The 23,758-nt window shown below is 57.9% G+C and carries 35 protein-coding genes; 12 read left to right on the top strand and 23 right to left on the bottom strand.

Annotation, left to right across the window (positions count from 1 at the left end; genetic code table 11):
- Positions 1 to 122: 122 nt before the first annotated feature.
- Positions 123 to 437: a phage tail assembly protein gene (locus J4E58_RS20215; RefSeq protein ID WP_087092223.1), complete on the bottom strand. Its 315-nt coding sequence runs from the start codon at positions 435 to 437 to the stop codon at positions 123 to 125.
- Positions 438 to 610: 173 nt separating this feature from the next.
- The gene (locus J4E58_RS20210) at positions 611 to 841 is read right to left on the bottom strand and encodes a hypothetical protein (RefSeq protein ID WP_087092224.1); all 231 of its coding nucleotides are present in this window, start codon (positions 839 to 841) and stop codon (positions 611 to 613) included.
- Between J4E58_RS20210 and J4E58_RS20205 the strand changes: the two genes are divergently transcribed.
- Positions 840 to 1,283 (top strand): hypothetical protein, encoded by a 444-nt coding sequence (locus J4E58_RS20205; protein ID WP_087092225.1) that lies wholly within the window; start codon positions 840 to 842, stop codon positions 1,281 to 1,283. The genes J4E58_RS20210 and J4E58_RS20205 overlap by 2 nt on opposite strands.
- 1 nt (position 1,284) lies before the next feature.
- On the opposite strand, the gene J4E58_RS20200 is transcribed toward J4E58_RS20205, so the two are convergent.
- The 20 genes from J4E58_RS20200 to J4E58_RS20105 form a co-directional block, all read right to left on the bottom strand.
- Positions 1,285 to 1,809 (bottom strand): phage major tail tube protein, encoded by a 525-nt coding sequence (locus tag J4E58_RS20200; RefSeq protein ID WP_087092226.1) that lies wholly within the window; start codon positions 1,807 to 1,809, stop codon positions 1,285 to 1,287.
- Positions 1,809 to 3,233: a phage tail sheath subtilisin-like domain-containing protein gene (locus J4E58_RS20195; protein WP_087092227.1), complete on the bottom strand. Its 1,425-nt coding sequence runs from the start codon at positions 3,231 to 3,233 to the stop codon at positions 1,809 to 1,811. The genes J4E58_RS20200 and J4E58_RS20195 overlap by 1 nt, the downstream gene beginning before the upstream one ends.
- Positions 3,234 to 3,238: 5 nt before the next feature.
- The gene (locus J4E58_RS20190) at positions 3,239 to 3,472 is read right to left on the bottom strand and encodes a hypothetical protein (RefSeq protein WP_087092228.1); all 234 of its coding nucleotides are present in this window, start codon (positions 3,470 to 3,472) and stop codon (positions 3,239 to 3,241) included.
- Positions 3,469 to 3,951: a Gp37 family protein gene (locus J4E58_RS20185; protein WP_087092229.1), complete on the bottom strand. Its 483-nt coding sequence runs from the start codon at positions 3,949 to 3,951 to the stop codon at positions 3,469 to 3,471. The genes J4E58_RS20190 and J4E58_RS20185 overlap by 4 nt, the downstream gene beginning before the upstream one ends.
- Positions 3,951 to 4,382: a gp436 family protein gene (locus J4E58_RS20180; RefSeq protein ID WP_087092230.1), complete on the bottom strand. Its 432-nt coding sequence runs from the start codon at positions 4,380 to 4,382 to the stop codon at positions 3,951 to 3,953. Before J4E58_RS20180 ends, J4E58_RS20185 begins: the two co-directional genes overlap by 1 nt.
- A gap of 3 nt (positions 4,383 to 4,385) precedes the next feature.
- On the bottom strand, positions 4,386 to 5,366 hold the full coding sequence (locus J4E58_RS20175) for a major capsid protein (RefSeq protein WP_087092231.1): 981 nt from the start codon (positions 5,364 to 5,366) through the stop codon (positions 4,386 to 4,388).
- 13 nt (positions 5,367 to 5,379) lie between these two features.
- Positions 5,380 to 5,748, bottom strand: coding sequence for a head decoration protein (locus J4E58_RS20170; protein WP_087092232.1), 369 nt, complete (start codon positions 5,746 to 5,748; stop codon positions 5,380 to 5,382).
- Positions 5,749 to 5,756: 8 nt separating this feature from the next.
- A complete protein-coding gene (locus J4E58_RS20165) occupies positions 5,757 to 6,788 on the bottom strand; it encodes a peptidase (RefSeq protein WP_087092233.1) in 1,032 nt (343 codons plus the stop codon).
- A gap of 125 nt (positions 6,789 to 6,913) precedes the next feature.
- Positions 6,914 to 7,306 (bottom strand): hypothetical protein, encoded by a 393-nt coding sequence (locus tag J4E58_RS20160; RefSeq protein ID WP_087092234.1) that lies wholly within the window; start codon positions 7,304 to 7,306, stop codon positions 6,914 to 6,916.
- A 114-nt stretch (positions 7,307 to 7,420) separates the two neighbouring features.
- Positions 7,421 to 7,897, bottom strand: a complete 477-nt coding sequence (locus J4E58_RS20155; protein ID WP_087092235.1) for a phage virion morphogenesis protein — start codon at positions 7,895 to 7,897, stop codon at positions 7,421 to 7,423.
- Between the two features lies 1 nt (position 7,898).
- Entirely contained in the window at positions 7,899 to 8,738 is an 840-nt protein-coding gene (locus J4E58_RS20150; RefSeq protein ID WP_087092236.1) for a phage minor head protein, read from the bottom strand.
- A 1-nt stretch (position 8,739) separates the two neighbouring features.
- Complete coding sequence (locus tag J4E58_RS20145) at positions 8,740 to 10,236, bottom strand: DUF935 domain-containing protein (RefSeq protein ID WP_087092237.1); 1,497 nt, start codon at positions 10,234 to 10,236, stop codon at positions 8,740 to 8,742.
- Positions 10,233 to 11,852, bottom strand: a complete 1,620-nt coding sequence (locus J4E58_RS20140; RefSeq protein WP_087092238.1) for a hypothetical protein — start codon at positions 11,850 to 11,852, stop codon at positions 10,233 to 10,235. The genes J4E58_RS20145 and J4E58_RS20140 overlap by 4 nt, the downstream gene beginning before the upstream one ends.
- Positions 11,849 to 12,397, bottom strand: a complete 549-nt coding sequence (locus tag J4E58_RS20135) for a phage protein Gp27 family protein (RefSeq protein ID WP_087092239.1) — start codon at positions 12,395 to 12,397, stop codon at positions 11,849 to 11,851. The genes J4E58_RS20140 and J4E58_RS20135 overlap by 4 nt, the downstream gene beginning before the upstream one ends.
- Positions 12,398 to 12,399: 2 nt before the next feature.
- Positions 12,400 to 12,693: a hypothetical protein gene (locus tag J4E58_RS20130; RefSeq protein ID WP_028684132.1), complete on the bottom strand. Its 294-nt coding sequence runs from the start codon at positions 12,691 to 12,693 to the stop codon at positions 12,400 to 12,402.
- Positions 12,690 to 12,995, bottom strand: a complete 306-nt coding sequence (locus J4E58_RS20125) for a DUF2730 family protein (protein WP_044463688.1) — start codon at positions 12,993 to 12,995, stop codon at positions 12,690 to 12,692. Before J4E58_RS20125 ends, J4E58_RS20130 begins: the two co-directional genes overlap by 4 nt.
- Entirely contained in the window at positions 12,992 to 13,210 is a 219-nt protein-coding gene (locus J4E58_RS20120; RefSeq protein WP_082061115.1) for a TraR/DksA C4-type zinc finger protein, read from the bottom strand. The genes J4E58_RS20125 and J4E58_RS20120 overlap by 4 nt, the downstream gene beginning before the upstream one ends.
- A gap of 6 nt (positions 13,211 to 13,216) precedes the next feature.
- On the bottom strand, positions 13,217 to 13,816 hold the full coding sequence (locus tag J4E58_RS20115) for a lysis protein (RefSeq protein WP_087092240.1): 600 nt from the start codon (positions 13,814 to 13,816) through the stop codon (positions 13,217 to 13,219).
- 195 nt (positions 13,817 to 14,011) lie between these two features.
- Positions 14,012 to 14,251, bottom strand: a complete 240-nt coding sequence (locus J4E58_RS20110) for a hypothetical protein (RefSeq protein WP_087092242.1) — start codon at positions 14,249 to 14,251, stop codon at positions 14,012 to 14,014.
- Positions 14,248 to 14,715, bottom strand: a complete 468-nt coding sequence (locus J4E58_RS20105; RefSeq protein ID WP_087092243.1) for a structural protein — start codon at positions 14,713 to 14,715, stop codon at positions 14,248 to 14,250. The genes J4E58_RS20110 and J4E58_RS20105 overlap by 4 nt, the downstream gene beginning before the upstream one ends.
- Before the next feature lie 475 nt (positions 14,716 to 15,190).
- On the opposite strand from J4E58_RS20105, the gene J4E58_RS20100 reads away from it, so the two are divergent.
- Positions 15,191 to 15,523, top strand: coding sequence for a hypothetical protein (locus tag J4E58_RS20100; protein WP_143481909.1), 333 nt, complete (start codon positions 15,191 to 15,193; stop codon positions 15,521 to 15,523).
- A gap of 22 nt (positions 15,524 to 15,545) precedes the next feature.
- Here J4E58_RS20100 and J4E58_RS20095 read toward each other — a convergent pair whose 3' ends face one another.
- On the bottom strand, positions 15,546 to 15,776 hold the full coding sequence (locus tag J4E58_RS20095) for a hypothetical protein (protein WP_143481910.1): 231 nt from the start codon (positions 15,774 to 15,776) through the stop codon (positions 15,546 to 15,548).
- 707 nt (positions 15,777 to 16,483) lie between these two features.
- Between J4E58_RS20095 and J4E58_RS20090 the strand changes: the two genes are divergently transcribed.
- The 10 genes from J4E58_RS20090 (at position 16,484) to J4E58_RS20045 (ending at position 23,757) form a co-directional block, all read left to right on the top strand.
- Entirely contained in the window at positions 16,484 to 16,696 is a 213-nt protein-coding gene (locus J4E58_RS20090; RefSeq protein ID WP_075119915.1) for a DNA-binding protein, read from the top strand.
- Positions 16,697 to 17,084: 388 nt separating this feature from the next.
- Positions 17,085 to 17,564 (top strand): hypothetical protein, encoded by a 480-nt coding sequence (locus tag J4E58_RS20085; protein ID WP_038632456.1) that lies wholly within the window; start codon positions 17,085 to 17,087, stop codon positions 17,562 to 17,564.
- Positions 17,561 to 17,863 carry a helix-turn-helix domain-containing protein gene (locus J4E58_RS20080; RefSeq protein ID WP_087092244.1) on the top strand — a complete coding sequence of 101 codons (303 nt, stop codon included), beginning with the start codon at positions 17,561 to 17,563 and terminating at the stop codon, positions 17,861 to 17,863. Before J4E58_RS20085 ends, J4E58_RS20080 begins: the two co-directional genes overlap by 4 nt.
- 10 nt (positions 17,864 to 17,873) lie before the next feature.
- Positions 17,874 to 18,812: a hypothetical protein gene (locus J4E58_RS20075; RefSeq protein ID WP_087092245.1), complete on the top strand. Its 939-nt coding sequence runs from the start codon at positions 17,874 to 17,876 to the stop codon at positions 18,810 to 18,812.
- Between the two features lie 3 nt (positions 18,813 to 18,815).
- Entirely contained in the window at positions 18,816 to 20,591 is a 1,776-nt protein-coding gene (locus J4E58_RS20070) for a DDE-type integrase/transposase/recombinase (RefSeq protein WP_087092246.1), read from the top strand.
- Positions 20,591 to 21,772 (top strand): ExeA family protein, encoded by a 1,182-nt coding sequence (locus tag J4E58_RS20065; protein WP_087092247.1) that lies wholly within the window; start codon positions 20,591 to 20,593, stop codon positions 21,770 to 21,772. The genes J4E58_RS20070 and J4E58_RS20065 overlap by 1 nt, the downstream gene beginning before the upstream one ends.
- 1 nt (position 21,773) lies before the next feature.
- On the top strand, positions 21,774 to 22,091 hold the full coding sequence (locus tag J4E58_RS20060; protein ID WP_087092248.1) for a hypothetical protein: 318 nt from the start codon (positions 21,774 to 21,776) through the stop codon (positions 22,089 to 22,091).
- A gap of 218 nt (positions 22,092 to 22,309) precedes the next feature.
- Positions 22,310 to 22,927 carry a DUF3164 family protein gene (locus J4E58_RS20055; protein WP_087092249.1) on the top strand — a complete coding sequence of 206 codons (618 nt, stop codon included), beginning with the start codon at positions 22,310 to 22,312 and terminating at the stop codon, positions 22,925 to 22,927.
- 1 nt (position 22,928) lies between these two features.
- Entirely contained in the window at positions 22,929 to 23,315 is a 387-nt protein-coding gene (locus J4E58_RS20050) for a DUF2528 family protein (RefSeq protein WP_241176964.1), read from the top strand.
- 1 nt (position 23,316) lies between these two features.
- Positions 23,317 to 23,757 carry a hypothetical protein gene (locus J4E58_RS20045; RefSeq protein WP_087092250.1) on the top strand — a complete coding sequence of 147 codons (441 nt, stop codon included), beginning with the start codon at positions 23,317 to 23,319 and terminating at the stop codon, positions 23,755 to 23,757.
- Position 23,758 lies beyond the last annotated feature (1 nt).

The raw sequence follows: 23,758 nt of genomic DNA, 5'->3' as shown, positions 1-23,758 counted from the left end.
GAAGGTCCGGTGGGGCTGCCGATCAGCGTTTCATCTGCTCGGCAATTTCGTTGCGGCGATCAATCTCACGTCGACACACATCGACCCAAAACCAATACCGATCCATGTCCAGTTCGTCGATCTCAGACGGCGGCAGCCTTAGTACCAACAACAGCGCCTCGTCCCAGGACTGCAGCAAGGTCTCCTCCGTTAGCCATTTCCCGCAACACCTCGGTGGCTAACTTGGAGTCGGCAATGTCGAACTCGCTGAGATCCTCATGGGTGATACCCAGCAGCTTGGCGACGAGCATGTCTTCCATCTCAGCTTCGTTTTTGGTGGCTGCCTGGGCAGCGCTGATGTCTTTGCGCTTCAGGCGTTTGATGGGCAACTTCGAGATCGTGTCGCCGGCGGCGTTTTTGAAAGGAAACTTGAGGGTAAAGCTGAGTGGTTCGGCCATTTTTGTTGCTCCAGGTTGTCGGTTTAATCGACTGCTCTAAGTGAGCCCTGAGCATCGCACCTGGCCGTGGCGATGACTTTTAATCGAGTTTAAAGACGAAGCCCCGCAACAATGGCGGGGCTTCGGTTTGCCGTCCTGGCGGCTCCAGTCTGTGGAGCTACTCCTAGTCATATTCAGAAGTGGCGGCAGCACTGGCAACGCGGTGTCACCTGATAACGACCAGACGCCAATGTCATGCTCAGTGCTTCAGCCAAAACCTCTATCGGGGTTTCCTCCAAGACCTTGCCCCAGTATTGTCTAGCACGCATAAAATCGAAGTCTCGACGCACCTGCATATCGATGCACCTCACTATGTCATCGCGCTTATTTCCTCTTAATTGCTGCTCTTCAGGAGTCAAGGACATGACCACCTCCAATATCAAACGATTCGACGAACTCACCGGTCAGATACTCGGTGCGTTGTATGAGAGTTTTCCTGTACCACGTGCCCTGTTACTTAAGGATCTCATCTCTGACGGCATTTCATTCGATGAGCGCGTGGGATTCGATGTTCCCAATGAAAACGGCGAGTTCCTTTTTGCCTGTATCGACTGGTTGAGCGAGTCAGGCTACCTGCGCTTCCAAAGCAAGATTCACGCTACCGGTTACTCGGAGTGTGTACTGACCGCCAAAGGTCTTGAGGTGCTGAAGGCAACCCCGGATAGTCTCAGCACCGAATCGAGCCTTGGTGAGCAATTGGTTGATGCATCCAAAACGGGGGCCAAAAGCTTGATCGGTGACCTCGCCGGACAAGCCCTGTCCATCGGAGTTAAGTTCGCTACCAATCACCTCGGCCTACCTGGCTGACTCAAGCCTGCCCGATATTCTTCCGGTACTTGGACAACTGGTCTTCACCACCGACCCGGAAGATGTTGGCCAGATAGTCCAGCAACACCACTTCATCACCGTTGAGTACCTGGCGCACGTAGGTGGCCGAGAACGGCGTTTCATACTTGGCCGGGTCACGCGGTTTATGACTGCCCAGCTGGTACTCCTTGCCAGTGATGGTCATCATCGTGACCAGCGGGATCTCGTCGATTAGACCACCGTTGTTGAACACCTGAACGTTGGAGCGGCATTGCAACTGGATGCTCTTGAAGGGAGTGACCAGTTTCTTCGCTGCTTCAAAGTACAGGCTGTTCCAGGTGATCTTGCCCTCTAGCTTATCAATGCCATCCGGCAGTTCGATCAGGCCAACCATGCCCAGCCCCTGGAAGTCGCTGGTCACAGTCTTGATCGAGCCCAGATCGATCTCTTCGGACTTGCCAAAGAAGCTGGTGCCGTCCAGGTAGATGTTGGCGTTGGAAATGCGGTGTGCGCTAAAGCCGGCCATTATTGAGCCCCCAGGTTGACCAGGTATTCCCCGGTGATTTCAGTTTCGAAGGTGCCGCGCTCCAATGGCGGGGGCACCCCGAGCTTGTAGCTGAACAGGACGTGTCCCTGTTCCAGCTCGGTTTGCGGGTTGCGGGCGGGGTCATACCAGCACTCGCCACCGAGCAACGCCTCGTCCTTGATCAACTTGCGAATAAGCAGGTTAACGCTTTCGGTGATGCTGTCGATCAGCGAGTTGGTCACAGGTTGGTCAACGAACTGCAGCGAGCTGTAGCGAATGGACTCATCCACTACGTCCTTGGTGCGCCGCACGTTTTCAAAGTTGCGCATATGAGTCACGGTTGGCCAGGCGGCGGAACGGTTACCCCACAAACGCAAACCGGTGCCGAAGGAGTTGAAGACGGTGGTGATGCCGTTTTCGTTGAGCAGATTGACCTCACTGTTCGGGTCATCGATCCGGGCCGTCAGTGGCCGTTCCAGGCCAATCACGCCAACCAGCTCTTGGTTGGACATGCTCCACCAGTAGCCCTTGTCGTTGTCGATCTTCGCTCGCAGGCCTGCTGCGCGGATCGACAATGGTTGCAGGCGCGAACCACCGGTTGCCGCGTCGTACACCTTCACATGCGGATAGCACAGACGCACACGGTCGCTGCTGGTATTGAAGTTGATGGCACCGGCCGGACCGCGCCCCGCAATAACTTGCTGGACAGTCATCCCGATAGGCGCATCAATGTAGGTGAACGCGCTGACCTGAACAGCCGAAATGATCAGCTCGACGCTCACCGAGTTCAGGGTACTGAAGCCCGGCGCAATGAAGATCTTCGGGAAGTACCCGAGCAAGTTGTAGCTGTCTTGAAAGGCTTTCAAACCAGTACGCCGACCGGCGACGGTGACCCCGCCGATGATATCGGCGGGGGTGACCTTGCTCGGATCAGCGTGGGTGTAGTCCGCCTTCACCTGGGCGTTAGCGGGAATGCTCCCGGTTGCCAGGCGCTTCACCCGACCGATCAGCATGTCTGCCGTGTAGTCGATACCCAGATCGTAGGTAGTGGCGCCATCCATCGATTTGACGGTCAGCACCTGGAGCGCGCCATGCTCCAACTGCAGCAACTCGTTATCACCGAACTGCTTTTCCTGGCCCACAACGTTAGTGCGATGAGTCGCCGGATCAAGGACGTTGACCACCAGCACCGTACCGGTGCCGAAATCGTAGATGCCTTCCAGGGCTTCAGGAATGCTGAAGCCGGTGAGGTGCGAACCGAACTGAGCGGCGTCTACTTCGTTCAGCGACTGGGTCAGTTCATTGACCGGCCCGATTGGCGCAGTGCCGACCAGGGCGATCACTGCAGACTTGACTACACGAATAGCCCGAGGGCCGCGTTCGACCTCGGTGGTCTCGAAACCGTGCAAATAGTTAGCTGGCATTGGCCTTACTCCTGTCCAGATTTCTGAGGCGCAGTAGCGGTCTTGCTTGCCAGCTTCGCGTCAGAGGGTGCAAGCACCAGGTGCTTGAGTTCGAGCAGCACCAGGGTGTACTCGTGGTCGGCCGGCAGCTCGACGGGTTTCCCTGGCTGCAGCTGCACCTCCAGCAGTTCGCGGGCTTCGCCTACCCGCAGATTGGCGGCGCTTTGCGGGCCGTTATAGATGTAGCGGGTCAGTTTCATGGGTATTCCTCAAAACGGGGTTCAGTCAGTAGAGGCCCGCTTTCGGGGCCCATGACCTGTAGCTGAGTGGCACGCAGGGCAAAGTCCTGGGCGTACTGCCAAAGCCCCCCTGCCTGGCCGATGTACTGCTCGGCGACTGGACGGCAGGCCTGATCGCAGTGAGGTGCAAACCAGCCCGTCAGACAGGCACGGATTTCGTCGAGGTGGCTGACCACCCCGTCCTTTCCATTGAGCTGGCGAAAAACCAGGGTCAGCCTGATGACGATATTGCGCGCCTGGAACATCGAGTCACCGGCCTCTGATCCGCTAAAGGTCGACTTACCGTAGGCCAGCAAGATCGCACCCCGTGGGTGGTTGAGGCGGTAACGTGCAGGGTCTTCAGGAAACAGCTCGACCATCAGCATCTGGCCGAAGGTCTCCTGCAGGCGTTTCTGCATTGCGTCCATCACCTGCTCGGTTTGGGTTTTGGGTTTGATCATCAGTAACGCTCCCAGAGATCGCCGCTGAACTGCTGGCGACGTGCACGGACACGGATCTCGCCTGGCTCCGGCGCGGCGTGGCCCGTGGGCATGCCCAGCGTGACCACGCCGTCCCGGATGCTTTCCAGCAGCTTGATGGTGTCTTTGCGGCTGTCCTTCACCGCATCGGGTAACGCGCCCTCGGGGCGGCGTTGGTACAACCAATGCCGCGCCAGATACACCACTGCGTCCCGCAGCACGGTTGGCACCGGATCGAGTGGCAGGTTGTAACGGCCCCGAAGGTAGCCATCTACCAGCTCTTCCGCTTGCCGCACGCCGTCCTCGATCACGTTCTCGTTGGGCGACATGGCAGCCGGGTCATCGTTGGAGAGCTGAATCAGCGTCATCTCCGGAATGGCGTTGCCGATATCGGCGCGGGTGCAGTAGCGCATGGGTTAGCCCGCCTTCAGCTCGACCAGGGCTTCGGGGAACAGGCACATGGCCAACGGGTTCGCCTGGGCTTCCAGATCCCAGCCTTTGCCCAATTTGCGTTCCTCGGCCTTGCTGTAGAACGGCTGGCCAATGGTGTTGACGGTTTCGTTGTAGTTCGCCGGGGCGTTGAACATGCGGAACACGCCACGGGCCACCGGGAACACCTGGGCGATGTCGGCCGGAATGAAGCGCTGACCGCTGACGGTGACGTCGTACTCGATGTACTCGATGCCGCCGAAGACAAAGCCCGAACGCACATCGCCGCCGAGGCGATCCTGCGCCTCTTGGTAGTTGGCAAATGCAGCTTTGACTTTTTCATGATCGATCAACGCATCGAACCAGTCGGGGCCACATAGTGCCCGGAAGCCAGTGACCATCACGCCGGCCAGCTTGGACTCGGAAAAACGCTTGGCATCGAGGCAAGCCTTGCGCACGTTGGTTCCGGCGTTGCTGAGTGCCACCGTGATTTTCTTCTGGGGGACTTCGAACTCTTTATAGAGATCGGTGATGATTTCGCCGTCCGCGTCCAGCAACTTGCCGCGAAGTGCACCCACACGCTGAAACTCACGGGTGGCTTCGATACTGTTTTTCAGCTCCTGCAGGTTGTCGTTGATCACCGTGGCCACGGGCGCGGTGGTGTCTTCCTGACCAAAAGCGGCGACACCCTGCAATTGACTTGGCAGGATCGGCCGATTGAGTGGCAGGTGCAGTGTTTCAAAGGTGCGACGCTTACGTTTGCCGCCTTTGATCGGGGCCGGGTCATCGTTGCGCGAGGTGTTGGGCACCAGCACCAGACGCCCCTCACGCTCATCGATAACGACGCTGGTGCTGGTGACGCCTTTTTCATCAAACAACCCCATGGCGCCGACTTTGCCGGGAATCGCCGGCAGTTTGTTTACGGCGGCGGTGAGGTTGGCAACGCTGAACATGTCTTGCAGATTCATGGACTACTCCAGATCAAAGGGCCGTGCGGGCAACAATGCCCAAGGCGTTGAGTTCGTCCAGGGCGGTGGCCTTTTGGACTTCGGTGATACCTTCCGGCCAAACCAGTTCTGCCAGATCAACGGTGGCACCGCGGGCGATCACCAGGCCAGACTGGTCACCAGCCGTTGCGTCCACAGCGTCAATCAGAACCGCCGCAGATTTTTTGGCCGCGCCGGTGCCAGCGAGATCAAGCACCTGGTACTTGCCGGAGACTTTCGCCAGCACCTGGCCGAATGAGTAATTCGCCCCGCCCAGCAACGTGGCCTTTTCTTTCGTCCATCCGGGGCAGACTTCGACCAGGAGCAAATCGCCTGGGTCTTTCGGTTGAGTAAACGTGGCCATGGGGCCTCCTATCGTTGAGAACGGGCTTCGGCGTCAGCCAGCAGCGGATTGGTGGGTTGAGTTACGGTCTTACCTGCGCGGCCTTTGGTGGCGACCTCCGCGAAGCTGACGCCGCCGGCCAGGTTGCTGAAGATCGCCTTTAGGCCATCGATCAACGGCTCGCGGGCGTCGTCTTCGCCGAACTCCAACGGCGTTTCGCTCGACTCGGCGTAGTCCAGTGCTGCAATTACTGCAGGGGCGTGCACTGGCTTCATACCAGCCGCCACCAGCTTCTCGGCGTACTCGACGTTCGAGGCATGGATAGCGTCTTGCGCAGCGGTGAGATCAGCCTTGTCGCGCTTGGCAATGTCGGCCTTCAGGCGTTTGTTTTCCGCCTCCAGGGCGGCCTGTTCCGTTGGACTCACGGTGTGTTCCTCGGTGGTGGGTTTGCTGGGTGGGGTCGGTTCGGTAAATGAGGGGCGGTCGTCTTCGCGGCGGGACTCGGCCAGCAGGTTGTCTACGTCCCAACCTGGAACAACCTTGTCAGCGGTTTCCTGGCCAAACTGGTCGATGAACCAGTCGCGCAGGCGGCGGAAGATGCTGGCCGCGACGGCATCGCCGAAGTCGCCGAACTCGATTTCCAGCACGCCCTCGCCGTCATCGAACTCGATATCGGACAGACCTTTGATCGCAGGCGGCTGGGCGCCGAGGAAACCGATGTGCCGCAGGTAATAGATGCCCGGCTTGGGGTTGCGTGGATCGGTGGGGGCGTACCAGGAAGCCGAACGCGGATACCAGGTGCCGGCTGCTACACCCTCGGCGAAGTCGTTGTGAACCTGCTCAGGTACTGCAGTCGCTTCGCCCTTGAGGTTGCGGCTGATGGACCGGACCCAGCCGTAAGCCGGACCGTTGTCCTTGGGGTGGCCGATGACCAGGGGCGCCCGGTGTAGCGCCGGGTCGTAACCGCTGATCGATGCCGCCAGGTCTTTCTCGGTGAACTCGACGGTTCGACCCCGGCTATCGACATGCTTACCGGCACGAAAGAAAGGAATGGTTTTCATGGTCTGTGCACTTCAGTTGAAGGTGATGCACACAGACTGAGCCAATGATCGGCCGAAGACTTTTAATCGAGTTTAAAGAGTGTCTTTGAGATAGCGGCTCTGAACGAGCCGCTGAAGGGAATGAGTTACTTAGCCCAGCGATCTATTGAAACGCCGGCACTGACACTTAGATGTTCCATATGATGGTAGTGATCCGATAGCTCATCACCTTTTTGAACCACCGTCATGTCACAAAGGTAATTGCCTGTCCCATAAACCGACTGAACGAGTTGGGTAATGGGATCTTCCAACTCTTTTTCTGCTGGATCAGTTGTTGCGGCCTCAATACTGTAGACGCAGGCTTTGTCGTCAAAAAAAACCTTCACAAGTCCAGCGTGCTCGGAATTGTGATCAAGAAACTTGGCGACCAAGGTAGCAATGAACCGGTGATCCTCATCGGGAAAGCTCGCTCGGGCTTCAAGCAGAACACGATGTTTACCGATAGTGATCCATTCTGAGTGAAAACCATCTCTTGGCATTTGAATCTCCTTATGAAATAAGCCTGAGCTGGCTTTATAAAGGCTTTAGGACAGTTTTTCGAGGGACATTTAAAGCACCGCAGCCGCATATGCGCTCAGGTGCCTCTGAGGGGCTTACAGGCGAGCGGCTTTTTCCAGATGATTCATGGCCAGATCCAGGATGGCTTCTTCTGCTTCGGGCTGCAGCTCGCCCTCGGCGTCCATAGGCAAGAACTGTCGACCTGGAATGTCACCCCACAGATGTGGGAAGTCCGACTTGGTGCCACCGAAGTGCATCATGGCGGCATAGGGTTTGTTGCTGCCGACCAGCGCCGAGCTGTCGGTCGCCTGCGTGGTGATCGAAGCGGCCAGGCCTGCAGAGCTGACCTGAAGCATTTGCCCAGGCCAGTTACCTGCTTTCTCACGGCGTGCCGTGGTGACCTCAGACAGATCTTCCCACTCGGGGCGGCCTTCCTCGCCAAAGTTTTCCTCAGTCTGGCTGAGCAGCTCGGCGGCGATGCCACGCATCAGCGGTGCGAGATCTCCCACGGCCCACTCGATTTTGCGCAGGGCTGCCTGCAGGCGATGGTGATCCAGTTCGACGGTGAACATTTCAAACCTCCTGAGCGGCTGCTTGTTTGCGCTTCAGCATGTCGGCCAGGCCAGTACCTGGTGCGTGATTGAATCCAGGGTCTGTGCGGAAGGTGACAGCCTTGCCAGCGGCGTCTGTTGTGCGAATGCCGGTGACGGGCGCGGTACGGATCTCGCCGGTACGCTTGTTGGTGCCGGTTTCCACGATCTCAGTGAACATACGGTCTTCGCTCGACACGACCTTCAGGCCTTGGCGCTTCACTGCGGCGTCACTCACAGCGACAACACGGCAGCGGCAGTTGAATCCATTCGGCGGGAAGATCGCTGACCAGACCGGATCGTCATGCCGGAACACCTGGCCGTTTAGTGCCCGGTGGCTCGGTCGGGTCTTGCCGTCCAGGATCGCTACATACTTCCAGTACGGGTGCGTCTCTGTGGTTTGTTCCATTTCGGCCTTGCGGCCGGCCATGTACGCGCTCTGCAGATTGGTCTGATAGATCGTCTTGAGCCGGCGCGGACTGCCCAACTGGACCAACTCGCCGACGCCTTCACTGTCGACAACGACTTGCTGGCCCCACCAGCCTTGCGATTCCAGGACAGGCTGCAAGTCGGCGATGAACTGCTTGAGGGGCTGGCCGTCCTGCAGCGCCGTTTCCAGGGCGCCGCGAATATCCGACAGCAGATCCAGGCGCATGGCCTTCGCTACCGTGAAGGATTGGTCGTGCGCCTGGTCGAGCATCTCTTGCCAGTTCCAAGTGATCGCGTAGCCCTTGGATTTCAGATAGGCCACGGCGTTTTTCGGCTCCATGCCGAAGATCGCTTTGAGATCGGCCGGGTTCGGGGTCTTCACGGTGGTAGCCATGTCAGCCCTCCAGGTCTGCGCTGGCGCTGAGACGACCCCAGACACTGGCCATGAACAACAGGCGTGTGAGGTTCTCTTGCAACGCCTGGTCATCCATTGACGGATACGCTTCGGCCAAGAGGCCGAGTGCCTCGGTGTCCGTGCGAGCGCGCAACAGTGTCTCGATCAGAGAGGCAACAACCTGTTCGCTCTGCTCCTGCAGCAGCTCAGCGGGAAGACTGGCGATGGCCTGGTCAAGCGCCACCTGGTCGAGAATGGGCTTCAGGGTTGACTCGGCAAACTCCGCCGATTCAGCCGGGGCCGGGGTCTCGTCCAAGTCACCGTCCTGCAGGTTGTAGGTGCGCTTCCAGTACGCGCTGGTGAACTTCACACCGGACTCAGTCAGCGCCTTGTCGCGCTGGGCCAGGGTCTTGTCGATTTCCTCCTGTTCCCACAGCTTGTACAGGGGGGCCACGACATCAGTGCCGAAGTTGAGATCTACAACCAGGCGAATACACGCATTCAGCGAGGCAGCGACAATACCTGCGTCACCATCGCGAATGTCTTTGGTCACCTCTGCGCCAGCTACCGCACTGGCCCGGTTACTGTCCTTCTCGGTGGTCTGGTTCTGCCCGAGCATTGCGACGTTGATCTCGCTCCGGCAGTACTCCAACAACTCGCGGTAGACCTCTGCGCTGCCGGCTTTGCCAGCTGCCTCGATGATCTGAACGCTTGAGTCGTCCGGGATGGCCGCCACAGCGTCTTGCACCATGGCATCAAGGCTATCGAGCAACAAGTCTGTTTCGCCGTCAGTGGCGCCGCGTGGATGTTTACCAATGACCCAAGGGCTGCCGTACTTCTCGGTGAACTGCACCCAGAACTTCAGGCCGCCTTTCATGAAGGTGGTCGGCCAAAAGCACATGCTGAGATCTGGGAAGCCGTAAGGGTTGGCGTAGGTGGCGTCCTGCCGGGCAACGATAAAGCGCTGAGGGTTGCACAGTTCGCCGTCCTGGCCTGCTTCCTTGGAGCGAAAGCGCAATGCATTGTCTTTGTCATAGAAGAACCACTCGGCCGGTTTCCCGAGCAAGTCTTCTGGCACCAGCTTCATGCCTACCGGCTGCCAGATCAGTTCGACGGGTTGATAACCAAACAGCGGCGCATCGAGTAACTCGCGGATAATGCGATCAAGATCAAGATCGGTGAGCCAATCGCGGATAAATCGCTCGACCTTGAGGGGGGCATTGCCACGCTTGATACCTCGTTCCAGTGAAAGCACAGATGCTTTGCGTCGCCGGACGTTACCGCCGACCAATGCCGCGCTACGCAGGTCTCGATAGACCGTGATGTCCTTGCCCAGGGCTTTAAGAATTGGGTCAGGATTGGGCAGATTGGCGCCGCTGAATCCGCCTGCACTGGAACGACCGCGGGTTGCAATATGTTGGTCGAGCGTGGAGCTGCGCGGGGCGTCAGCAAAGTTGACGAACTCAGTGGGACTGACCCACACACCTTTCTTGTTCATGCGTACCCTCGGGTGATGCGGGTGCCCTGACGCGGGCGACGGGATTTGACTGAGACCGGACCTGCAGCACTCTCCAGCGTTGCGAAGTTGGCCAATGAGCCGGCACCAGCGAAGTCGCCGTGACGGTAGAGTTCGGGGTCTTTAAGGTCTTGCGAGCGGGCCTTCGTGATCATCGGAATGCCCTCAACCATTTCGATGGACCGCACGTCCTGCTGCAGAGAGTCATCCTTGGGCATCGTGATGGTGCCGTCTTCGAAGAGTTGAATGAACTTCGGCATCCAGGCTCCGTACCATGCACGGCTGAGTTTCACCTGCAGGATACGGGCGTGGCCGAACTCATCGGCAGCTTCTTCGGCAAGGGTTTCACCACTGCCTGTTGCATCCAGGGCGGCGCAGGCAAAGCGTGGCAGTCGACGCAGGATGTAGAACAGAATCTGTTTCTGTTGGCGGTACGGCACTTTGTGCATTTCCACGACAAATGGCACGTCCCGGTGCCTTGCCTGGTCGACGGACATCGGGCAGATGATCGAGAAGTCACGGTGCCGGGCATAGTCCATACCCAGGTAGTGCCGCAGCTCGGGCGTCAGCTCCTGCATCAGTGGCGCGAGGTAGCGTTCAATCCACTCATCGACATACGCTTCACGGCGGGCAAGGGACTGCAGCGCAAAATCATCGTCCAGCGCCAGGCGCAACACGGTGCGAGCTGCACGCATGGCGTCCTCGATCCACACACCAGGAACACACACACCGTTGCCGTCGCGTGGAATCGCGTCCAGCTCTTCATGCATCTGCGCTTTGCGTGGCCCGTATGCGTTGCGGATCTTTTTGTACCAGGCTTCCTTGCCCTCAGCCGTAGGGACTTCCCCAGTCATCATGCACTTGCGTTCATACAACCCATTTGCAACGGCATCATCGAAGGTCGCTTTGTAGACCTCTGCTGTATCACCATAGCGGCCTTCACGGATGTCGCTGACCATCTGGTTGAACGGGTTGCTCTTGCCGTTATGGCTGCTGATGATGACGATCCGACCGCCCCAGATCAGCAAGGCGGTTGCAGCGTCCAGCACAGCGGAAACATCACGGTGAAAGGCCGCTTCGTCGATGATCACCTTGCCCTGTAGACCGCGCAGGTTGGCTGGGTTGCTGGACAGTGCGACGATCTTGAAGCCAGAGGCGTAGCGAATGCGGTAGGCGTTGATCTGGCGGGTGTTGCCCGATTCGTCCTGGTCCTCAAACAAGAACTCTTCGATTTCGCTGACACCCGAAGCCTGGGCCTCGGCCATCACCCGGCTGAACTTTGCGCAGTAACCGATGAACTCCAGGCCTTTTTCCTTGGTGTCACCGACATAGAACACGTCCATGCCGCCAGCGGCTTTGCGTGACGCAGCGGTGATCACCGAGTCCAGGGCCTCAGCGAAAGTGATGCCGGTCCGACGGCCTTTTTCACAGAGCTTTATCTGAGCGTGAATGCTCAGCCAGTCGGCCTGGTGCGCCATGAGGATGCCATCGGCAATCGGGTTGTAGTCGCTGGGGATCTGTTTGACGCTCGGCGGCAAGTCGTCCCACTCGACAACGCGCAACGTGCTCGATGACGGCTTGACCGCTGGGGCACTCATTTGACACCCAGGAATTTCTGGCGCCAGAACAGGGCCTGCTCTTCGCTGATACCCCCGGTCTGTACGGTCTTGGCCAACTCAGCGTCTTGTTCCTGGAGCAAGCGATCACGCGCAGCTTTCTCGATAGCCAGGCGCTCTTTGATGCTCAGGGTCCGGGCCTGCATCGTGTTCTTCGCCGCCCGCGCCAGCTCGGCCACTTCCTTGGTGGTGACATCATCCTTCTCATGGGCGCCCATCGCGGCCTGGTAAGCCAGGGTCGAAATGGCCTCGACCAACAGAGCGCCGGTCTTGTCGGATGCGTCCTCACCGAAGGCACCAACAAAGGCTTCGGCTTGCTCGCGGTGCTGGCGGGTCTTCTCGGTCAGCAGGTCGAAGCCTTGCTTGAAGCGCCCCAGCGCGCTGCGGCTGGGGGCTTTCTCGTTGGGAAAGCGCGACTGGATGTCGGCAAGCATGTCATCCAGGGTCATGCGGTCTTCGCGCAGTAGCTTCTGGATGTACGCCTTCACCATTGGTGGCAGGCGGTTGATCGAGGATTTGCCCGCCATGGTCAGGCCCCCGGCCGCTTGATGCCTGGCACTCGGGCACGGCCGGCAGCGATGTCCTGGCCGCGCTCGGTCAGGGTGGCCACCAGTACCGGCCCGACATCGGAGACGGTCACCGCGCCTTGTTCGGCCAGCCAGTGCAATTCGGTCTTCACCTGGTCGCGGCTGAGGGTGTGGCCGAACCTGTCCAGGGCCATGTTCAGTACCGAACTGTTGGCACGGTAGCCGGTCGTTTCGGCCAGCAGGCGCAGAATCACCAGGCGGTAATCTTCACGCAGAAAGGAGGCGAATTCGGTCATATCTTTTCTCGCAACAAGTAATCATTGATCCGGTCCAGCGAACGGGCCAAAGGGCCAAGCGCTTCCTTGACCCCCGACAGTTCGGCTCGTACCGCTTTCATGTCGCCCAGCAGATCGGTGACGGCGGTCTGGTCCGGCAGGTGTCGGACGTGTTCTTCCAGGGCGACGATGCGAGTGCGCAGTTCCAGCAGTTCCTGGGCACTGGCGGTCTGGCGTTTGGTCATCCAGGTGTAAATGCCGAGTACCGTCAGGACCAGCCATTGCACCGTCTGGAAGCCGAAGTTGAGTTCGTTCAGATTCATTCAAAACCCCGCGTGGCCAAGTGTTCCAAGGCGTCTATGCAGTCAAAGCAATGTTCGATACCAGGGCTGTCCTGGCGTTGATCTTCAGGAATCGCGTCACCGCATTCCTCGCAGCGGTAAACCGACCGACCGGAGCCTCGTCGAAGGTCGCTGTTGCGCACGCGCAATTGCGCATCGCTGATGTCGTCATCTGTAGCGGGTTCAGCTACATCCATAGAGCGTCAGTCCTTTTCCCGGAGATCAAGCAAGGCATTGAATTGGGCGAGGATGGATCGGGCCCACAGGCCGTAGTCCTGGGCATGGGCAAGGATGTCGGCGGGAGTGACGCCACTTTCCAGTAGTTCGGCTTCAGAGCCGGTGGCGGGCCAGGCCGCTTTTTCAGCTGCGGTGACAGCGGTGCCCGGTCCTGGGGCGGGCACACCGAGGGCGGTGTTGAAGTCGCGCAGCCAGCCAGCAGTGAACACGCAACGAGGGATAGGCTTAGCGACAGCGCCAGGCGCAGGAATGTATTGGGTCGTGACATGGGGGATTCGCTCCTGGAGCTGGCGTTTTTCTTCGGCGTGTCGGTCAAGAGTGGTGAGCAGCAAAGCCTCGGCTTCGTTGGCACGGGTGACTTGCTGCAGCAGCTGCAGACGGTTTTCCTTTTCCGCCACCCCGGCCTGTACTGCCTGCGTGGCCTTGAATGACTGCAGGTCGGAATTGCCCAGGGCTTCGGCGTACCGAAACCCGAAGCCGTAGGCGATTGATCCGGCCGCTGCTGCGCTGATCACGCAGGCCAGCCCGGCGACAAGGAGTCCTGTCGGTAACCGTTCAAGCACCATGGCGCTGCCTCATGCGGTTGCGGGACTTACGGGCACCGCGCTTGGCGGCAGCAATGCCGGTCTTGCCGTGGCGATAGAGGGGCATGACACCGGACCTGATCCAGGTTCCGGCAGCGGTGCTGGGAGTGGGCCAACGGCATACACCGGCAATCCCCGCCAGCAGTGCCGCGAAGGCCCTACCAAAGAGGTTCAGTCTCATGACGAACCCTCCTGGTCTGGTTGCTCGGCCTGGTCAGAAGGGCCTTGCTTGATCAGGCGGGTGATGAACAACAGAACGGCTAAGCCGCTGTTGATTGCGGCATAGGTCGATGAAGAGAGTTGCGCTTGCCACATAGGCAGGACGGTGGCCTGGGCGAAACCGAGCAGCGCAATGACGATGGCCAGCTGGACGCTGTGAAGCTTCCAGCAGCAATGGCAGTTATCGATCAGCTTCATGCTGGCTCCCCGTGATAGGCGTCGGGGACAATGCCTGCCAGGTGCAGGCCTTCATTGATCAGTGCTTCGCCGTACCAGTTGCCCTCGGGGAGAGGACCAGCGCCGTTTTCGTGGCGAATGATCGCTTCTGTCAGAGCGCGCATGGTCCGATAGTCGTACACGTCGATACGCTCTTCAGGCGCCACACCAAGGCGGACAGCAACCTGCCGGATATAGCTCTCGGTGTTGTTCTCGTTCGGTGGCGCCCAGCGGCCAATAATCAGGCGGACAGTGCGCAAGCCATGCTTGTCCTGGTAAGTGATCAGGGTGCGAGCAATGGCTCGGATACCCCACCGAGGATCAATGAACTGGACAAACGCAGAGTCATTCTGATTCGCCGACATACCCTGCCAGCGGGTGCCTTTTACGTGGCGGATATTGCCGGGATTAGAATTGCGGATACCGCGAGGGGTTTCGGGTCGCATCGGACGCCTCCTGTAATGGCGCCGCACTTTTCGGACGCCAGAAATACACACGCCGCCATAATCGGCGGCGTGGTACAGGAAGGCTTTTAATCGAGTTTAAAGAGTCCCTTTTAAGAACAACTCACTGTCTATTTAAGCTGCAGGGGTTGCGGACACCAGACAAGCGTCGCGAGCAGCCTTATACGAGTTCAAGGCATCTTGGATTGAACCAGGAATCTTTTCCACTCCGGAATTATTCGCAGCAATCATCTGAGACTGCCACCACGCCCGGGCATAGATACCTGCAGAGAAACACTGTCCGAGGGGCTCAAAAACTGAGTCACCAAATTGTGTCTTTCCGAAGGCAACCAATGAGCTGAACTTTCGGCTCTGAGTGCTTAAGCCCTGCAACTGGCCACTTTTGAGGACAGCGATACTATCGACCATTGCCTCGTCCAGGTCTGCGACATGCTTTGTTGCACTGAGAAGAGCTTCTTTGCTTGCACTTGTGTACGGAACTCCAGTCTTCATAGGTTCAAATTTTGTTGAGCCCACCTCAGGCTGTGCAGGTGCAGGTGCAGGTGCAGGTGCAGGTGCAGGTATGGATGTGGGCATGGACGTGGACGTGGACGGGGACGGGGTTATAACCAACGCTGTTAAAAACACCAAAATTGTTAGTGCCGTACCGAAAACCCAAAAGCTTCTACGTTTCGGAGTTACTCCTGTCTTTCTATTTCTAAATAGGGCAGGAGCGACCCCGCCCAAAATTGTTAGAGCGAAGACAGCAAAGCTCGTAATAAAAAGAATCCCACCTAAAAGCCCCATATAGATATGTACTCCATGTACTTACATCACTTAAAAAAACGCGCCACCCGCTCACCCAGCGACCTTGAAATATCGTCACCATGCTCAAGCCAAATCTCGCGTAGTAAATACCACGAAGCCACCACAAAAATAACGACACCTACAGAAACAACTCCCAACTCCAAGAGTTGAATAGGCGTAATACTGCCACTGTTTTTTCCTGAGTGTGTTAACAGCATTCCCCAAACAAAAAACACGGCGAAACAGAACAGACTCAATTTTTTGCGGTTTTCCTCGTCTTGTATTTCTCGGCGACAGTGATTGCATATGCTGACACCAGGTGCAACGAACCTGATCTCACATCTAGAACAGTGCTTTATAGACAGTTCCGCAATCTGTTCTGATGTTAGTTTTAGAGTGGCTTTCTCGTAATAGTCGCGCCCTGCGACCCTGTTGTTGTGCCCATCTATATGCATCTCCCCACCTCACTCCTTTGTATAGAAATCTCGCCCCGCTACACGATGACCTGTTCCCGATACAGTTTGTGTATTTGTGGGTTGTCCGGCTTGCCCTGATCCTTCTGGTATGTCATCGGTCAACAAGGCCGCGAGTAATCGCTTCCTCCTAGTTACCTCAAGAGCTCGATACCCCTCCAGCAAAATTTCTTCATCCGGCGCTAGCTTCGTGGGAATAGTCGAAGCCCGTACTCCACTGAGCACATACAGAGCATCCACTCCAACGACCATCAGTTTTGCTACCAGGTCGGCGGAGCATTTTTGCCTACCCGACACAACGTCCTTCAGCCGCTGAGGGCTGGACTCATTAGCCGCACGTGAGGCAGCAGCCAAGCTAAGGCCGCATCTATCAATTTCTTCACGCAAACGAACGTGTATCAAATCCACCAGATCACTTGACACGGTGTATATATCCCACCAAAATAATTCAAACAAACAGCAATCATCTTTGCATCACAGGAGCCACCACCATGGCCACCCATGCCAAAGCCCTAACCGCCGACCAGGTGAAAGAAAACTTCCGTCGTGTCGGCAAAACCATTACTCAATGGGCTACCGAAAACGGCTACACCCGCAATGAGGTGTACCGCGTCCTCAATGGCCAGGCCAAAGCCAATTACGGCAAGGCCCATGATATTGCGGTGAAGCTTGGTCTCAAGCCGACCGCTGCGTTGGCAGCATAATGGCTACCTCACAGCAGTTCCGTACCGACCGACTGGTGCTTGCGGCGCCGCAGATCGTCTTGCATTCCGTGCTTCGGCCAACTGATCGGTCAACCATGCCAGCGTCTTGGTTGCCTCAGCCTCTATGGGTTGTCCAGGCCACCGAACCGACAGCAGCGCCTGATCTATGCCCTCAGGTGAAACGAGCCCTTGAACTTCAAGAGCGGCAGCAAGGCGTAACCAGCCCTGTGCCAATGCATTCACCTGTGCCTCAAGTCTCTCAATACGGTCGGTCATTTCTCATGTCCATGTTGGGGAATGTACCCGAAAACATTGCACCCGGCGCAATCACTTTGCATAGCTGCAAAAGTTCAGATTGTTTGGAGTGCGTTTCAGAAAGGTCTTTCCAATGAGCCGCCGTCGTTGGAAAAGCATTCAACCGACCTCGTTGCGCCATGCGCTGGAGCTGTGCAAGGACTTCGCCAAGGACGCACATAACAAAGGTGTCGAGCGTATCGCTGATGAGATGGGCGTCGCGGATCACTGGTCGGTTTACAAGTGGCTGCAGACAGGCCGTATGCCGGCCAACCTGATCCGCCCCTATGAGCGAGCTTGCGGTTGCGATTACGTCACCCGCTGGATCGCCGCCAGTGCAGGTCGTTTGACCATTGACGTGCCCACCGGCCGGCACTGCACCGCCCAGGATACGCAGGCGCTACAGGAACTTCTCACCACAGCAGCCGGCAGATTGCTCGCGTTCTACTCGAAGAGCTGCGAAGCCGAAGAAACCCTTGCAGCCATCCAGGCCGCAATGGAGGGGCTTGCATGGCACCGAGGCAATGTCAGCCAAACCCAGCAACCACAGCTTGAACTGGAGGGGCAGCCATGAGCCGCACCGTCTCAGCCGCCGCACGGGTGTTGCGCGTACTCAAGGCCTTGAAGGGCCACACCGTGACCGGGCTTAGCAACACCGAGCTGGCCCAACTGACTCAGGACAGCCCCAGCAACATCACCCGAGCCATGCAGACCCTGATTGAAGAAGGTCTTGCGGTGAAGCTGGACAACGGTCGCTTCGCTCATTCCGTGGGCGTGCTGCAGATCGCCCAGGCCCATGCCGAGCATATGGCTCGGCTGACCAACCGCATGCAGGAAATCAACCAGCGTATCGCCGCTGGATCGATGAACTAAGGAGAACACCATGGCCCGCACCAAAAACCAACCCGTAGAGACAGTCGATCTTCCAGCTCTGAACGGTGAAATGCTCACAGCTAACCAGAATGCTATGGCAACCATTCTGTCTTCGCATAGTGAAGAACGAGACCTTGTAAACCAGCTTCTGGGTCAGGCTCAGATGGCTGACGCCTTTGCGAAGTTTTCGGTCACCGTGACCACTTCCAAACTTGCCTATGTGAAGGAAAACAAGCTCTACAGAGGTTTGAAGGGGGCGAAAACTGGTCACGGTGACCAATTTTTGTCAGGCACCTGGGATGAATTTTGTGACTTGCTTGGGCGATCACGTGAGCAAGTTGATCGGGATATTTCTAATCTCCGTGCTTTCGGGGAAGACGCACTCGACTCGATGTCCCGTATGGGCATCGGCTACCGCGAAATGCGCCAATACCGCCGCCTGCCGGAAGACCAAAAAACAGCTCTGATCGAAGTCGCCAAGACCGGCGACAAGGATGCCTTCGTTGATCTCGCAGAAGAAATCATCGCCAAGCACACCAAGGAAAAAGAAGAGCTGACTCAGCGCCTGGACGAAACCAACGCCGACTACGAAGCGCAAAGCGAAGTCATGGCGAAGAAGACCGCCGAGCTGGACAAGACCAAGCAAGAGCTGGAGAAGACCCGCAAGCGCATCCAGTCCATGCCGGTGAATGAAGTCGCGAAAGAGCTTCGCCAGGAAGTCGCAGCAGTCGCCTATGAGGCGGAAGCGAACATCCTCGGTTCACTGCGCGAAGGCTTCGCCAAGCTGGAAGAGCATGCTGCCGAGAGCGGCGAAGACCATCGCACGTTCAAGGCTGCCTTGATTCACCAGCTCGAAGTCACCCTTGCAGCGGTCCGCAGCGAGTTCCACTTGCCCGAGCATGTAGACGGTGCCGATGCCCCGGCCTGGTTGAACACGGCCGAGGCTTAACCTATGAACCCGGTACAGGTCCAGCAACTAGCCCAGATCGCCCAGCGAGCGGACAACGCCCCGCACGGTCAGCGTACTGCTGTCTACCAGGCAGGCGCGGCTGAGCTGGGTGTTTCCATCCAAACACTTCAGCGCAAGCTGAAGGAGGTCAGAGTGGCCACGCCGCGTAAGCGTCGAAGCGATGCGGGTAACAGCGCCTTACCCCTGGATGAAGCCCGATTGATTTCGGCCATGCTGCTGGAATCGATCCGTGCCAACAACAAACAGCTGTCCACCATTGAACGTGCTGTGGAACGTCTGCGCAGCAATGGGCTGATCATGGCTGGCCGGGTCGATGAAGTGACTGGCTTGTTTCGGCCGCTGACTTACGGCGCCATCAGTCGTGCCCTGAAAGGCTACAAGCTGCATCCCGAGCAGTTACTGCAGGACGCCCCAGCGGTATCGCTGGCCAGCAATCACCCAAACCACGTTTGGCAGGTGGACGCCTCGATCTCGACGCAGTTCTACCTGGCTGACAGCGGTGCCCAGGTGATGAACAAAGCCGAGTTCTATGACGGCAAGCCCGGCAACCTGAAGAAGATCGAACGCCAGCGTCTATGGCGCTATGTGATCACCGACCACACCAGCGGCACCTTGTATCTGGAGTACGTGCTGGGCGCTGAGTCGGCGGATAACCTGTGCGCCGTGTTGATCAATGCAATGCAGAAGCGCCACGAATCGGACCCATTCCACGGCGTGCCCTGGATGTTGATGACTGACCCCGGCGCGGCGATGACCAGCAGTATTTTCCGCAACTTGTGCCGGGCCATGTCTATTGACCTGATCATTAACCAGGTCGGCAATGCCAGGGCCAAGGGCCAGGTCGAGCAAGCGCACAACATTGTTGAGCGTGAGTTTGAGAGCGCACTGAAGTTCCAGGCCGCCAACAGCCTGGAGCAAATCAACACCTGGGCCGGAAAGTGGATGCGTTACTACAACGCGACTGCGATTCACACCCGCACCCGGCGTACCCGATACGGCGTGTGGCAGTTGATCACGCGGGACCAACTGCGCCTGGCGCCAAGCGTCGAGGTCTGCCGTGAGTTGGCGGTCAGCACGCCGGAGTACCGCACTGTCAGCAACCTGTTACGGGTTTCTTTCCGGGGCGCTCAGTTCGATGTCAGCTCTGTACCTGGTGTGATGGTCGCTGAAAAGCTGCTGATCACTCGCAACTGCTGGCGAGACAAGGACACCGCTATCGCTGTGCTGGTTGGTGAGGACGGCCGCGAACAGTTTCACGTTATCGACCGGATCGGAATCGATCAGTTCGGCTTCGCGGAGACCTCAGCAACCATTGGCGAGCAGTACAAGCGCCATGCCGAAACGCCTGCCCAGGTCTCGCGCAAAGTCCTGGAACAGATCGCTACCGGCACCACCAGCGAAGCCGAAGCCGAAGCAGCTCGCAAGGCCAAGGCCGTGCCGTTCGGTGGCCTGATCGACCCTCACAAACACGTCAGCGACACCGTGTTGCCGGCTTATATGCCGCGTCGCGGCACCAGCCTCAATGTCAACGCCCCAACCGTCGAGGTTGCTCCGCTCGGTCATGTCGAAGCCGCAAAGCTTCTGCGCCCGCGCCTGGGCAACCTCTGGACGGCAGAAACGTTTGGCTGGCTACAACAGCGTTACCCGGAAGGAGTTCCAGAAGAGCAGCTCGACGCCGTTGAGGCTGAGCTGAAACGACCAGTTGAGGTCATGCGCAAACCGTTCAGCCTGGTTTTGGCTGCGGTTGGAGGTGAGTGATGTTGAAGCTGAAGCAAATTCTACAAGGAGTGGGCCGCCCTCAATCAGCCCTGGCCGAGTCGCTGAGTCTCAGCGATGCCACGGTAGCCCAGCTACTGAACCACAGTCAGTGGCCTCGCAGCCTGGACTGTAACGAACTGCAGGGGCGCATTCGTGTGTTCCTGACCGAGGCCGGCGCCAACGATGCCGATATCGCCAACGCCTTTGAAGAAGTGGATCTGCCGTGCGCCAACACGGCAGATCCGGCCCTTTCGCAAGAGCCGTCCGGGGAGGACGAACAAATGTTACTGCCAAAGCAGACCCTACAGCCAGAAACTCGCAAGGCCTTCAGCCTGTTCCGTGATCCCTTCGATGAGCTGCACTGCGCTCAGGATATGTGGGTCAGCCCTGACATTCGCTATGTCCGCGAGATCATGTATCAGACGGCGCGTCACGGCGGCTTCCTCGCGGTCGTGGGTGAATCAGGCGCAGGCAAAAGCACGCTTCGCCGCGACCTGGTGAACCGCATCGCCGAGGGTGGTGATCAGGTGGTCATCATTGAGCCCTATGTCCTGGCATCCGAAGACAACGACACCAAGGGCAAATCCCTGAAAAGCACCCACATTGCCGAGTCGATGATGGCTGCGGTCGCGCCGCTTGCAAAACCCAAGAGCAGCCCCGAGGCGCGTTTCGCCCAGTTGCACAAGGCACTGAAAGAGTCCCACGCGGCTGGCTATCGCCATTGCCTGGTGATCGAAGAGGCCCACAGCCTGCCGATCCCAACGCTCAAACACCTCAAGCGCATCCTTGAGCTGGAGGTCGGTTTCACCAAGCTGGTCAGCATCATCATGATCGGCCAGCCCGAACTGGACGTGAAGCTCAGCGAACGCAACGCTGATGTGCGCGAGGTCGTACAGCGCTGCGAGCGGGTCACCCTGGCACCAATCGAAGGCAATCGCCTGGAAGAATTCCTGAAGTTTCGTTTTGACCGTGCGGGCAAAGTGCTGGGTGAAGTCATTGACGCCAGCGGTATCCAGGCGATTGCTGAACGCCTGTCTCAGCCAAGCCGGCGCGGCGGTCGCGACGAGAACGTTTCGCTGCTATACCCGCTGGCCATCGGCAACTTGGTGATCGCGGCAATGAATCTGGCCGCCCAGCTGGGCGTGCCGATAATCACCGCCGACGTTGTGAAGGGGGTGTGATATGGCCGCTCTGTATCTGGTCGGGGGGCAAGTGGCACTGCCGCCAAGCATCCTGGCTGAGGACTTCCCCGCGAAGCTGTCGGCCTTCAACGACCTGACCCGCGATTTCCGCCAGGCCGACATTGAGATCAAGCACCTGGTGCTGGCCGACAACAAAATCTTTATCGAACCGTCCAGCGTCGAGCTGCTTACACGGCGGTTTGGGCATGAGCTGCGGCGCATGTGCAGCTCGTCTAAAGGGCGCTTCACCTGCCACACCGTGACGGTACGCGGCGTCGATGTTGCCTGGTACTCGTTGGTGAAGGAGCAGGAGACATGATTTCGGCAAGTACAAAAACCTGGGTATCGCAGCAATCACAGTTGTTCTGATTGGTGCAGCCACCGCCCTGGAGCTGAATAACAAGCCGAGTGCAGGTCTGTGGTTTCTGATTGTACTTCTTGCTGTCTTCACAGACTGGGAGAAGCAAGCAGCTCCAAGACCCGTACAGCACGTTTCTGCAGCTCCATCTCCAGCTCTAACTAAAGAGGAAAGGCCCCATGACTGATATCAACATTCCTGCGGGTTTTGTCCGCAATGCCATCGGCCACCTGGTGCCGGTTGACCAAGTGCGCGAGCAGGACAAGCTGCGCGATCAGGTAGCGGGTGAACTTGCCGAAGCAGCCAAACAGCTGAACCTGGCACTGAAGAACTTCAAGAAAAAATCGCTCGGTGATATCGCCGACCTGATCAGCATCGCGGGCGAACGCTATGGCGTCCAGATGGGCGGCAAGAAAGGCAACGTGACCATCGCCACCTATGACGGCAAGTACAAGGTCGTGCGTTCCCACGCAGATCGGCTGACCTTCACCGAGGAAATGGAAGTGGCCAAGGTCATGGTGTACGACTGCATCAAGACCTGGAGCAAGGGCGCGGACAACCATTTGCTGGCCATCGTAGACCGTACCTTCAGCCCAAACCGCAATGGCCAGATCAAGACCTCTGATGTCCTTGATCTGCTGCGTTTAGAGATCGATGACGACACCTGGAAAGCAGCGATGAAAGCTGTGAAGGACTCGATCCTGGTATCTGGCAGTGCCGTCTACATCCGCGTTTACGAGCGGGTGAATGGTACTGATGAGTACCGGGCCATTCCTCTTGATTTGGCGGTGGTGTGACATGGCGAACCTCAAGCAATACACGCTGAAAGACACTTGGAAAGAATGGGAAATCACCCTTGAGGTCGACCACGACATCCTGACCGAAGAGCGGGCTACCGTGATCAACTCTTTCTGGACTAGTGCTGTTGATCGTCTCAGTGAAGCAGATGACGACGTAGTGCGTGCCGTTATCAAGCTTGCCGCCGAGGGGTGGGTTTATGACCTGCTGGAGGCCGGTGGCATGCGGGTTGACGATGGGCGGCAGTCACAGATATGGACAGAGGATCGCCACAACAAAGAGGGATGGGGCGGAACCGTTCAGGGGTCAGCTTTCGGCTGGTGTGGCATTCGCCTGGTCAGCGCCGAGATTGAAGTCGATCTCGATCTTGAGTTCCAGGAGGATTGATATGAGCAAGACACTGATCGAGTTTCAGGATCATCACCAGGACTTCCTGGTGTGGACTGTCGACGAAGACGGCATCGTCACCGAAAGCTGGCCATATCAGAGCGACATATGGGGCGGTTTTAAAGTCACCAATCTGGCCGAGCTGAAGACTGGTAGCGACGTTGAATATCTGTGGAAAGGACGTACCGGCTGGGTCAAGTATCCGGTGCGTTCGGTTCATCCACTTACTCCGGTTGAAGTGTCCGTACTCCAGGACGGCACCGGCTACGTCACCAGCACTGTGCGCGGCAAGCGCGTGTCGTGTACTCATGGCTATGAATACCCCGTGAAGCGCTTGGCTGAGAAGCTGTTCCCTGGCCGACGCAGCAACATCGACCGCCTTGAATGTGTGCCGACTGGCCGCCTGCATAGCAAGTGGCGAATCACGCCGGAGGGGGTGTGAC

Source organism: Pseudomonas sp. FW305-25 (assembly GCF_017351415.1).
Lineage (GTDB): Bacteria > Pseudomonadota > Gammaproteobacteria > Pseudomonadales > Pseudomonadaceae > Aquipseudomonas > Aquipseudomonas chlororaphis.
This window is presented reverse-complemented; position numbering and strand designations above follow the sequence as displayed.